This is a genomic window from Corynebacterium glaucum, from assembly GCF_002287505.1.
GTDB lineage: Bacteria > Actinomycetota > Actinomycetes > Mycobacteriales > Mycobacteriaceae > Corynebacterium > Corynebacterium glaucum.
In genome coordinates this window covers 577703-589130 of the sequence record NZ_CP019688.1, presented here as the reverse complement: position 1 = coordinate 589130, position 11428 = coordinate 577703, and the positions used below count along the sequence as shown (strand labels likewise).

Here is an 11428-nt window from a genome sequence, read left to right as displayed (position 1 = left end):
TCAGCCACGGTGAATCACCTCTCCCTCCGGTTGTACCGGGCAAAGGCTGCGCACCCGGCAGTAGTCACAGTGTTTTCCGGTGCGTGCGGTGAGTTCTGGACCCACCATCTCTTGTGGCAGCGAGCGAATTTCTTCGACAAATTCCGCAAGTTCCTCAGACGTTTTCCCGTCCTGTCCCCGCTCGGTCAGGCGTTTCTTTTCCGCGTTCGGGTACACCAGCACCGCGCTGCCTACTGTGAGCCCGGCATCCTTTGCAGTCCGCACCCCGTCGCCGCCAAGTTCTCCCCTGCTCATAGCGAGCTGATACGCCGCAAGCTGCACGTTCTCCTCAGCCTCGGCATGCGCGACGGGATTTGCGGAGGTCTTGAGATCAACAATGCGCAGCGCACCGTCGGAAGCACGCTCGAGCCTGTCCACCCGTCCGGAAATCCGCAACCCGCGTTCTACCTCGACGTTCACGTCAGCCTCAACCGCCACTTGCTCGTAGGCGGCGCGCGATTTCAGTAGCCATCCGTCAATGCGACGCAGCATCGCTTCAAAATCTGCCACGTCCCGATCCTTTTTCCACTCCGGACCGTCATGCGCTTCCCGTCTGGCACGAATCACCTCAGCGCTCGCCGCCTCTGGATCAACTCCGCGCCCTAGCGCCTCGAAGTACGCGTGCGCCATCGACCCGTAGAGCATCTCCATAGTTTCCTCGAGATCGACCATGCGCTCCAGCACAGCCCGCATCGGGCATTGCAGAAGGGACTCGATGCGCGAAGGTGACAGGGAGGATCGCAGCGGGAGTTTTTCGCTTGTCGACGCCTGCGTCAACCCCCACCACGAATCGGGATCTGCCCCTGCCACACCAGCTTCGGCAAGACGCGCAAGTTGGCGGGCCGCCTGCGTTCTCGTGGCTTCACTGGTGTCTGCGTCGCCGGCTGCGCGACGCAGCTCCGCAATCACATCGTCTCTGGCCAGCACTCGTACTAATGCAGCGCTGTGTGTCTCATCCGGAGTTTCGTTCATCTCCTCAGACGCGGTGCCGGCAGCACGCAGCTGTGTGGCTTCGATCCCATGCTCGGCGCAGAACGCTTCAATGAAGCGCGAAGGCTGAACCACTTCCTCGCTGTACGGATCATCTACCGCTGTGACCAGCAGGTGGTCCGTGGCGCGGGTGGTGGCGACATGGAAAAGACGCTGCTCTTCCAAGAGCCGTTCCGCAACGCGAGGCACAGGTACTGCTGGATCAACGTCCGAATCAATGAGATCGATGAGGTCTTCTTGCCGGAAGATGGTGCCGGTTTCTCCGAGGCTCGGCCAGGTAAGCTCCTGTACTCCAGCCACGACGACGCGCTCGAATTCACGCCCGGCCACACCGTGCGCAGTGAGGAGGGAGACGGCATCCAGAGTCGCGGTACGCCGGTCGCGTACACCGGTTGGCAGCTCTTGCTCTGTGATGTACTGCGAGAACAACTCGATGCTGGCCGTGGGGCGCCGCTCAGTGAAATCGCCAGCTGCATCGAACAGCGCCATCGCTGCGTCAAGATCGCGGTCTGCTTGTGAGCCGGTAGCGCCGCCGCGAAGCGCGGCGGCGAGCAGCCGATCAGACAGTCCGGTCGCGGCCCACACCGCCCACAGCACCTCCTCCACGCTGCCGTCGGCAGCGTGCGCTTGCCGCCCCTGGTCAAGCACCCCGCGCACGTGGGTGAGTAACTGCATTTCGCGCTCGGTCAGCAGCGTGTCAAAGTCCGGCAACGGTGCAGTTGAGGTGAGTAGTTGGTGCAGTGTTTCCTCTGCGCGCAACTCGGGCTTCCACCTGCGTAAGCCGCGGAGCAAGCGACGCAGCGTCACCGGATCTGTAGCTCCCACCGGCCCGAGGAGGAGTTCGCGCCACTCAGAGACCGTGAGCTCTTGGGTGAGCGCCTTGAGGGCTAAGAGCAGGGCGACGACCACACGTTGTTCGGCCAAGACAACGTCCGTCGGGTCCAAAGCAACGGGAACGCCCGCATGCAGCAAAGCGCGACGCAGCGGCTCGATCAGTGGCGTGGAACGCACGACCACCGCCATGTCGCGGTAATCAACACCGCTTTCGAAGTGCGCTCGGCGCAGCGAATCGACGACCGCAGCGTGGTGTGTCTGTTCATCTGGGGCCACAGCAACTACGCGCGTTGGGTTGCGACGGCTTGCGCCTAGATGCCGGACGTTGTGCAGCAAACCGCCGAGGTCGGCGAAGAACTTCGGAGACGCCCCGCGAAACCGGAAGATAGATTGGTCTAGGTCCCCGCCAACCACGCCAAGTGAGGCGCGCTGCAGCAATCGCGAAACGAGTTCTGCAGAGGCAGGAGCGAGGCTTTGCGCGTCGTCGACAAGCACGATGCCCCATGATTGGATGAGCTCCTCTTCAAGTACCTTGGTCACGAGCTCTGCTGCCGAGAAGCGCAATGCCCCAGTGAGCGCCATGACCTGCTGGTACTCGCGCAAAAAGTCGCCGGCCGCCGACCAGATCGGAAGCTGGTGCACCTCGCCGAGCCGGTTGAGATCTTTCGGGCCGAGACCGCGCTCGATGGCGCGCAGGAGGAAATCGCGCAACTGGCGGGCGAACCCGACGAGCGGCAGTGCTGGGCGCAATTCCTCGGGCCAGGTGCCGCCACCGTCTTCAGCGTGTCCGAGAAGGAGCTGACGGATCACCGCATCTTGCTCTGCTCCGGAGATCAGCCGGATTTCTCGCTCCGTGCGTTGGCGCAAAAGCGCAAAGGCTAGCGAGTGCACAGAGCGCACAATCGGCTCTTGTGTGGTGAAACCGGTGGCGGCGAGCCGCTCCGACAGCTCTGAACGCATACGCGCACCGGATTCCTTCGAAGAGGTCAACAACACAATTCCCTCGCGCGACGCTCGCTGCGGGTCAGCGGTGATGGCATTGACAGCGGTGTCGATGAGGAAGCTTGACACACCTGCGCCTGCTTCTCCGGTGACCTTCCACAGTCCCTGGGTTGGAAGGTCGTGCGACCACTGGCGATCAGTGAGCTGGCGCTCGCGCGCGACCAGAAACGCCTGAGGTGTGACCGCTGGCGGAAGCGCCGGAATGTGGGGAGCACTCATGGGAGTAATCGTTGCACGTCAGTCCGACAAGAGTTGGGCAACCCGGACAAAATCGGAACGCACGTTCGAATCATCTAGGAGCTGCGAGGCTTCTCGGTAGTCGAATGCTTTGCGTGCCAATGCCCGCAGATTGGGTACCAATTCCCAACGCTGCAGCACCTTCGCGTCGATGGCGTCCGCAAGAAGCCCGTCCACAATGACCAGTGCGGCAGTGAAGCCCTTCGGACGCAAATCCAGCGAGGGAACGAGTGCGCTCAGCATTGGCGGGTTAGTCCCGTCGAACAAGCAGCACGAGAGAAAATCGAGGTGAGCAACTACCCGGTCACCGGTAATCCGCTCCCCCGCCCAGACCGTGCGATCAGCCGTCGCCCAAGGGTTGGGGCGAGACGGCGCAGAAGGCGCCTCGATGCCGTCGAGAAGCTCATCGAAAACGAGCGCCGCCGCAATCGCTTCATCAATCCTCGCTGCGGGAGCTCCCTCGCCGAACTCATTCGCTGCGAACCCACCCACAACCAGCCGGCCGTCGGTCGCCCGCACGGGTCGGCTAACCCGGAGACTGGCGGACTGCCCCGCAATCCTCTCGCGAACTTTGCCCGACCAAGCGGCGGTTTCCGCCGCCGGAGACACCACCACTCGCCGGAACCGCAACCCGTAATCCCACGGCGCTCCAACCGCTACCCCCTTGCCCTCAAGCTGGAACGCCGCAAGCACATGCTGCGGGATCTCCAGGCGCTTGGAATGCATACCCACAGGCTAGAGCACCGCCGGCCGCGGATACGGCCATGGGTTGGAGCGGCAAGTATAAGAGTTCTCGGGGTACACTTCAGAGGGATTAAGCGCCCGCAATTGTGCGTTATTCAAACTCAGCGTCTGCTGCATCATGATCGGCGCAAGGTCCCCTTCAGAAGGGCAGGGGACGTGCTCTGCAAACCCGACGGCGTGACCGACCTCGTGATTAATCACGTATTGACGGTAGCGCCCCAGGTCACCGTCAAACGGCGCGGCACCGCGAACCCAACGCGACTCATTGATCACCACCGAGTCATCGCCGGTAATCGTCGTGCGGCAGCTGGTTTCCAGCCCTAAGTCACCGCCGCAGAGCTCGCGCGTGGTGGCAACCGAGGTGAGGCGAATTCGCAGTGAGGGCTCCTCGTTGCTGGAGACGTGCTCAAAGCGGAAGCGTGGGTCGTTTGTCCATCCGCGCGGATCCATCAGGGTTGCATCCACCATCGATGCGAACGCCTCGTCGCCGCCGTAAGGCGCGGTGTCGACGCCGTTTTCAATTTCGACGACGTAGCGAACCACAATCTCTTCACCGTCACCCGACTGTGCGCCCGAAGCGCCAACCTCGTAGAAGGTGCCGTCGCCGGACTCGGTGTACGCCCCGCCCGGGGGAAGCTCGTTGATGTCCTGCTCGCCCTCGGGCATCTCTGCTGGCTCGAGCGGCTGATCTTTCTCCTCGTCACCGGCTTGATCCCCTGGCTGGGCCAACGGGTCTTGGGAGGACGCAGTCGAAGTTGACGCAGCGCTCACGACCTGATCCTGCGGGTTTTGGAACATGTTGACCACCACGAACACGGTTATCACCGCCAAAACGGGGATGGCGTATGCCCGCCAACCGTACTCGCGAGCAAACACCACCAGGCGTCCATCTCCGTCGCTTCCCCTGTGAGAGGCAGATGGTTCGGGACCCCGCTGGGGTTGAGTGCTCCACCCGTCGACCACGTCCCGGCCGTCGCCGAGGTCTCGCGGAGCGTGACCGCCGTAATCGGCCCGGTCGTCTCTATCGGGGTAGTGCCTGGTGGTCATAGCAGTAATTTAACGCATGAATCCCACGGAATGCGCTGCCACAGAGCCCTGCTCGACATAAACCACGCGGTCAGTGCGGATCAGGTACTGGCGCCCCTTGTCATCTTCGAGCTTGAACGTCGGGGAGGAAGCGTCGATCGCCTGCTGCACGACCCCGATCACGCCCTCTTGCCCTTCGGGAAGACGGACGACAAGCTCGCGGGGAATGTCTGCAAGACCAATCTTGATATCCATGGTTGTGAAATCACTATCCTTCGGTTCTGTCTTGGGCATGCCTGCAATCCCAGGCACCGCGACCCATTCTAACTACCGGCCACCCACGCTCAGCACCTGCAGCTGGCCCCGCAGCCGGAGGCTAAGATATGCGTGTGCCAAAGAACCTGCCGAAGTTTGCAACAGGTGGCCGCTCCCGCACCGCAGGGCAGCAGTCCCCGACCTTTGCGGACCTCGGCGTTGCCGCCGAATTGATCGCCGGGCTTGCAGACCTGGGAATCACCACGTCGTTTTCTATCCAGGAACTCGCGATCCCTCTCGCGCTAAATGGGCGCGACTTGATTGGGCAAGCCAGAACCGGCATGGGAAAAACATACGCGTTCGGTGTCCCTCTGCTGGATCGGGTGTTTGATGACGCAGATATTGCAGAGCTTGACGGCACCCCGCGCGCGCTCGTCATAGTCCCCACCCGTGAACTTGCAGTACAGGTCGGGGACGATCTGGAACGAGCGGCAAAGTACACGCCGGTGCGTGTCTCGACCATCTACGGCGGGCGCCCGTACGAAGAACAGATCGCGGCGTTGCAAGACGGTGTGGATGTCGTCGTCGGAACCCCGGGGCGCCTCATTGATCTGTACGAGCGCGGGGAGCTCAAGTTGTCTGGCGCGGCCATCCTCGTCCTGGATGAGGCGGACGAGATGCTGGACATGGGTTTCTTGCCGGACATTGAAAAGATTTGGGGAGCGTTGCCGGCTTCGCTGCAGACCATGTTGTTTTCGGCGACAATGCCTGGTCCGATTCTCACGCTCGCCCGTTCGAAGATGCATACTCCGGTGCACATTCGCGCTGAGGCGGCTGATGCACCGACCACGCACGTCACCACCCGGCAAGTGGTGTTTAAATCCCACCGGATGGATAAACCGGAAGTGGTGGCACGCATCCTGCAGGCGCCCGAACGTGGCCGCACCATCATCTTCTCGCGCACCAAACGCACCGCGGCCGAGGTAGCAGAAGATCTTGCCAAGCGCGGGTTCGCCGTCGGTGCCGTCCACGGCGACCTGGGGCAGAACGCCCGCGAGCAGGCGCTTGAAGCGTTCCGCAACGCCGAGGTAGACATCCTCGTTGCCACCGACGTCGCAGCTCGCGGCATTGACGTCGAAGATGTCACCCACGTGATCAACTACCAAACGCCGGACGACCCGATGACGTATGTGCACCGCATCGGCCGCACAGGACGCGCGGGACATAGCGGCACCGCGATCACGCTTGTCGGTTACGACGAAGTGCACAAGTGGGATCTGATCAACCAGGAGCTCGGCCTCGAACAACCTGAGCCGCCGGAATGGTTCTCCACCTCACCTGAGTTCGCGGAAGCACTCGACATTCCGGACTCCGCGTCTGCGACTGTGGGTCCGGCGCGTAAAGTGCTCGGGGCACGCCCACCGCGCTCGAAGGGAGGGCGAAACGGCCGCTCCCACGGTGGCCGGCGCCCGAACCAAAGAGCCGATCAAGGAGGCACACACCGGTGACTCGCCCATTGCGCCGCACCCGGGGCGACGTGATCGCCACCGCTGTCATTGCAGCCGTGGCGGTACTGCTGTTGATGATCGCGTACTTCACCGCGCCGATCCGCGCCTCACAGCTGAACCCAGCTGCGGAGGAATTGGACAATGCCGGGCGCCTTGCGGTGGTGCCGGAATCGCTCTCGGAGAGCTTTCGCCTCCCTGACACTGCTCCAGGTGTCCAGCCCGTCGTGGTGAACGGTCTCATCATCACTTATAACGACGGCACCGTCACGGCCACGACAGTAGAGGGAGAAACTGCGTGGACGTATAAACGGGATACGGACCTCTGTGCGCTGGACAGCGCCTGGGGCAAGGTCGTCGCGGTGTACCGCAGTAATGCAGGCTGCGGCGATGTCGTCGCGCTTGAGGCGCTGACCGGCCAGTACTCGCGTACTCGTTCGGCGATCGCGCCAGATGAGGTCACCGCGATCAGCTCGAATGACCGAGTCGGCTACGTTGGTACGACCCGCGCCGAACTTTGGCGCTCTGACATGGTGCGCACCGTGGAGTACGGGTTCGTCGAGGCACCGCAGGAACCGAACATGCAGCCCCACGTGTGCGACATTTCCTCGGCGCTGACCCGCACCGAGTTGTTGGCTGTCACCGAGACCTGCGAGGACGGCACGTACCTGCGTTTCCAGGACACCACACCGGAGGATTCCCGCAAGCCAGAGATGTACGGCAGCGTCGAGATCTCTGCCGACGCCTACCTGGTAGCCATCTCGCAAGAGGGCGCGGCGATCTACGATCCGGATACGAATGAGATTCGCGCCTACGACAAGGACGGCAACTCCACCGCCTCGTCTTCGGTGACCAATCTGGGTGACCCTCTCACGCTCGAGGGGAACCTCCGCGCGCTTCCCGTCGCCGATCTGCCGCATCACATGACGTATCACGAGGGCGATTCACTGGTGCTTTTGGAGCCAGGCAACCTCCAGGCAACCGGTGTATTCCAAGGCGCGCTCGGCACAGGTTTCGCCGCTGGCGATCGGCTGCTTTACGCCTCCGATGAAGGCGTCGCGGTTGTCAACTGGGACGAGAACAATGTTGAATCAATCATCCCGGTGGACCGCGGCGAGTATTCAGGCCCAGTCCACATTGATTCCGCCGGCGCTACCGTCGTCGAAAAGCGGGGCAACGAGATCGTCGTGCTCACGGCAAAGTAGGGGCTTTTCGCTTATCGACGGCCCCTTGCCACCGCATACCTCGCCTCCGCAAATCGGCGGGTATCCGGGTGCAAAATCGTGATTAACACAAGGACCGACGTGAGCATCGTCGCAGCGCCAAGCCAGGGCGCGCCGCCCCGGAACATGTAAATGGCTACGCCAAACAGGATGGCCTCGATCAGCATGATGGCCCCCTGTCCGCGCGGCCGTCCGCGCAGCGTCTCCACCGATACCCATGTGATGAATCCGAAGATCACTCCAAGGAAGATGGCTGTGCCGAGGTTGACATAGTTTGCGGCGGCGGACTGCGATTCGATGACCGTGTCGCCACCTTCGAACTGGGCCACGATCAGCGTGCCGATGTAGACGAAAATGGCGGCGCATTGCAGCAGCACGACGACGGCACCGAAGCGCATCAGCGGGGGCATAACGGCCGCATCGCGCTCGAGGGATTCCTCGCGCTGGAGGGATTCAATGTCATGGTTCGCACTCACAACCGGTAAGTGTATCCGGCTGGTTTCCCTGGTTGGCGCACTCAGGAACCTCAGTTTGGTGATTTGACCGTCGCATACCTTCTGTGCAGTTCTCGCTCACTAGATTTTCGCAGGTCAGCGCACCGCACCGGCTCAACCCGCCCCGTCGCTAGAACCTTAAGGCGTCTAGATGTAGCTCAGCATTTATGAGTTAGGTCACAATTCACGGCCAACCCCTAGCGAGCTTCAAGAAACCATGCAATTATTCTCGGGTAGCAAAAGCAACGGGCTGGTTAAACAGCCCTTAACCCTAGGCCACCACAGGGTTAACGCCAGGGAAACCGGAAGACGGGCCTCAAAGCAATTTGGGGATCACCGCCTGGGGTCCTGGAATCAAACTTTTCTTTGCAACGTCTCCGAGCAATCGGCGATGGAGTGGTGCGCACCCATCTGATTGACAAACCGAAAACACGATTTTCACAAGGAGTATCACCATGGATTGGCGCCACGAAGCAATCTGTCGCGACGAGGACCCGGAACTGTTCTTCCCAGTCGGCAACTCGGGCCCGGCACTGTCCCAGATCGCCCAGGCCAAGCTTGTTTGCAACCGCTGCCCCGTCACCTCCCAATGCCTGAAGTGGGCGCTTGAGACCGGCCAGGATGCTGGCGTGTGGGGCGGTATGTCCGAGGAGGAGCGCCGCGCGCTCAAGCGCCGCAACAAGGCACGCGCCCGCAACCGCGCCCGCCTGACCGTCTAAGCCCGCGGTACTGATTTCTCCGCCGACATCTGCGGGCGATACAGTTGAAAGCCGACAAGCTTTCATTTCCAGCCCATCAAGGAGGCCCACTATGAGCAAACGTGGTCGTAAGCGCAAGGACCGCCGCAAGAAGAGCGCTAACCGCGGTAAGCGTCCTAACTCTTAAGCAGCGGTGCCCGCAACCAGAATGCGGGCACACAAAAACGCCGCCTTCCACCCTGGCACTCACGCCAGATCGGAAGGTGGCGTTTTCTCTACCGGAGCCAACTCACCGGAGCCAACTTACCGAGGGCGGCGCACCTCGGTATACGTCTCGGTGTAGGTCACCGTCGTAATCGAGGCGATAATGCGCTGGCGCAGCGGCTCCGGCGCATTCGCCTGCCCGCAGCAGTCACGCACCAACCCGCGCACTGTCTGCTCTGATTCAAGGCGCCGCAGGCATTCAGGACAGTTCGCGATCTCGCGGCGAATCTCCTCGGCGCGCCTCTGCGTGGTTTCCGGGTCGAACATCTCGCACAGGAGCAGCTGCGTGTCGTGGCCACTCCCCTGCGTGCACGTGCAGTTTCCGCTAGCCATCTATTTCTCCTCCGGTTCGCGGTCGAGTCCAATGCCTTGTTCGTTAGCTACGTCTTTCAACATCTCGCGGAGCTGTTTTCTTCCCCGGTGCAGCCGACTCATCACGGTTCCCAGCGGGATGTCCATCACTTCGGCGATTTCCTTGTACGCCAAACCCTCCACATCCGCGTAGTAAACGACCATGCGGTAGTCCTCATTCAACGCGTTCAGCGCCTCGGAGATCCGAGAATTCGGCATCAGCTTCAGCGCCTCCACCTCAGCAGATTCCAATCCCGTCGAATCGTGCGAGCTGGAAGTGTAGAGCTGGGAGTCTGTTACGTCTTCTGCCGATGTCACCAGCGGCCGGCGCTGCTTCTTGCGGTAGGAGTTGATGTAGGTGTTGGTCATAATCCGGTACAACCACGCCTTCAAATTGGTGCCCGGTTTGAAGGAATCGAACGCGTTGTAGGCCTTCAGGTACGTCTCTTGCACGAGGTCCTCGGCGTCCTGCGGGTTGCGCGTCATGCGCAGCGCACCGCCGTAGAGCTGGTCGAGCAACGGCATCGCTTCCTCGGTGAAGCGCGCCTTGCGCTCGCTGAGCGCAACCTCGTCGACGGCCTCGTTGACGGACTCGTTGACGGCGTCGGTGTCGGTTTCGGGCATAGTGGCCATTGTAGGGAAAGGATTCATCATGGCTGCACGCACCCGCGCTCTCGAGGCGGTAAAGGACACACCTCACGAGGTGCTCGAGTACACCTCTGCCCAAGACCACTTCGGAGAACACGCGGCACAGGAACTCGGCACTGACCCGCACGCGACGCTGAAAACGCTCGTCATCGCCAACTCCGCGAACGAGCGCGAAATGGCGCTGTGCTGCGTGCCCGTCGCTGGCCATCTCTCGCTCAAGGCGGCAGCGAAAGCGCTCGGCTGGAAGCACGCCGCCCTCGCAGATCCAGCCAAAGCACAGCGCACCACCGGCTACATCGTCGGCGGCATCTCACCGCTGGGCACGCTCACCAGGCTCCCATTGCTTATCGACGCCTCGGTCAACGCCCTCCCCCAAATCACCGTCTCCGCCGGCCAACGCGGCCTTTCGATCGCGATCGCCCCGGATGACCTCGCACGCCTCGGCGGCGGTCACTTCGCCGACATCAGCTCCGCGTAGTCGTTGCGCACATTGCCCACGGCTTTGTCCGCCTCTTGCCACACAAAGCTGCCAGCCACCCGCGACGGTGCCACCAGCGCCAGCGCCTCCTCCGGCGTCCCCTCGACCCAGGTGCGGATTTCCTCTGGAGCCAAAAACAGGGGCAAGCGGTGGTGAAGCCACGACATGTTCTCGGTCGCCTCGGTGGTCACCATGGTCGTCGATAAGCGATCAAGCCCTGTTTCCCACAATGCCGCAGCGTAGAGCAAACCTGATTCCGGGCGAACGTAATACGGCTGCTTGTCGGTGCCGTCTGTTTTCCACTCGTAGTAACCGTCGAGGACCATGAGCCCGCGCCGGGCTTTGAAGGCGGAGCGGAACGAAGACTTCTCCGCAACCGTTTCCCCGCGGGCGTTGAACAGCGGCGCGCCCGTGTCGTCCTTTTTCCAGGTGGGCAGCAGGCCCCAGCGCGCGGCGTCGATCTGCGCGGTGTCGCCCTCAAGCCTGATGAGCGGTACCTGCTGCGTGGGGGAAACGTTGTAGCGCGGCGGCGGGGTGCCGTCGGGCGCTACCACCTCGCGCACGCCGGGGAGTGTGGCGACCTGGTCAAACAGGTCCTGACCGGAGGTGAAAAGCACAAAGCGTCCGCACATACCTGTCA

13 protein-coding genes are annotated in these 11428 nt (G+C 62.1%); 5 read left to right on the top strand and 8 right to left on the bottom strand.

Annotation, left to right across the window (positions count from 1 at the left end; all coding sequences use genetic code 11):
* The 4 genes from CGLAU_RS02900 to CGLAU_RS02885 are packed head-to-tail and all read right to left on the bottom strand — an operon-like array spanning window position 1 to window position 5166.
* Window positions 1–3084 carry an ATP-dependent DNA helicase gene (locus CGLAU_RS02900; RefSeq protein WP_095659404.1) on the bottom strand — a complete coding sequence of 1028 codons (3084 nt, stop codon included), beginning with the start codon at window positions 3082–3084 and terminating at the stop codon, window positions 1–3.
* 18 nt (window positions 3085–3102) lie between these two features.
* The gene (locus CGLAU_RS02895; RefSeq protein ID WP_232507170.1) at window positions 3103–3828 is read right to left on the bottom strand and encodes a hypothetical protein; all 726 of its coding nucleotides are present in this window, start codon (window positions 3826–3828) and stop codon (window positions 3103–3105) included.
* 9 nt (window positions 3829–3837) lie between these two features.
* A complete protein-coding gene (locus tag CGLAU_RS02890; protein WP_095659403.1) occupies window positions 3838–4893 on the bottom strand; it encodes a DUF3152 domain-containing protein in 1056 nt (351 codons plus the stop codon).
* Between the two features lie 9 nt (window positions 4894–4902).
* Entirely contained in the window at window positions 4903–5166 is a 264-nt protein-coding gene (locus tag CGLAU_RS02885) for a DUF3107 domain-containing protein (protein WP_332461821.1), read from the bottom strand.
* An 89-nt stretch (window positions 5167–5255) separates the two neighbouring features.
* Here CGLAU_RS02885 and CGLAU_RS02880 point away from each other — a divergent pair, with 89 nt between their 5' ends.
* Together CGLAU_RS02880 and CGLAU_RS02875 are read left to right on the top strand one after the other, a co-directional pair.
* Window positions 5256–6635 carry a DEAD/DEAH box helicase gene (locus tag CGLAU_RS02880; RefSeq protein ID WP_095659401.1) on the top strand — a complete coding sequence of 460 codons (1380 nt, stop codon included), beginning with the start codon at window positions 5256–5258 and terminating at the stop codon, window positions 6633–6635.
* Window positions 6632–7837, top strand: coding sequence for an Rv3212 family protein (locus CGLAU_RS02875; protein ID WP_095659400.1), 1206 nt, complete (start codon window positions 6632–6634; stop codon window positions 7835–7837). Before CGLAU_RS02880 ends, CGLAU_RS02875 begins: the two co-directional genes overlap by 4 nt.
* 11 nt (window positions 7838–7848) lie before the next feature.
* Here the strand turns inward: CGLAU_RS02875 and CGLAU_RS02870 are convergent, their stop codons facing one another.
* Window positions 7849–8331, bottom strand: coding sequence for a hypothetical protein (locus CGLAU_RS02870; protein ID WP_232507169.1), 483 nt, complete (start codon window positions 8329–8331; stop codon window positions 7849–7851).
* 473 nt (window positions 8332–8804) lie between these two features.
* Here CGLAU_RS02870 and CGLAU_RS02865 point away from each other — a divergent pair, with 473 nt between their 5' ends.
* Both CGLAU_RS02865 and CGLAU_RS12605 read left to right on the top strand, forming a co-directional pair.
* Window positions 8805–9068, top strand: a complete 264-nt coding sequence (locus CGLAU_RS02865) for a WhiB family transcriptional regulator (RefSeq protein WP_095659399.1) — start codon at window positions 8805–8807, stop codon at window positions 9066–9068.
* 91 nt (window positions 9069–9159) lie between these two features.
* Complete coding sequence (locus tag CGLAU_RS12605; protein WP_095066802.1) at window positions 9160–9234, top strand: 50S ribosomal protein bL37; 75 nt, start codon at window positions 9160–9162, stop codon at window positions 9232–9234.
* 116 nt (window positions 9235–9350) lie between these two features.
* Here CGLAU_RS12605 and rsrA read toward each other — a convergent pair whose 3' ends face one another.
* Entirely contained in the window at window positions 9351–9644 is a 294-nt protein-coding gene (rsrA, locus tag CGLAU_RS02860) for a mycothiol system anti-sigma-R factor (RefSeq protein WP_095659398.1), read from the bottom strand.
* Window positions 9645–10295, bottom strand: a complete 651-nt coding sequence (locus CGLAU_RS02855; protein ID WP_415877142.1) for a sigma-70 family RNA polymerase sigma factor — start codon at window positions 10293–10295, stop codon at window positions 9645–9647.
* Between the two features lie 19 nt (window positions 10296–10314).
* On the opposite strand from CGLAU_RS02855, the gene CGLAU_RS02850 reads away from it, so the two are divergent.
* On the top strand, window positions 10315–10788 hold the full coding sequence (locus CGLAU_RS02850; protein ID WP_095659397.1) for an aminoacyl-tRNA deacylase: 474 nt from the start codon (window positions 10315–10317) through the stop codon (window positions 10786–10788).
* On the opposite strand, the gene CGLAU_RS02845 is transcribed toward CGLAU_RS02850, so the two are convergent.
* Entirely contained in the window at window positions 10761–11420 is a 660-nt protein-coding gene (locus CGLAU_RS02845; protein WP_095659396.1) for an SOS response-associated peptidase, read from the bottom strand. The genes CGLAU_RS02850 and CGLAU_RS02845 overlap by 28 nt on opposite strands.
* Window positions 11421–11428 lie beyond the last annotated feature (8 nt).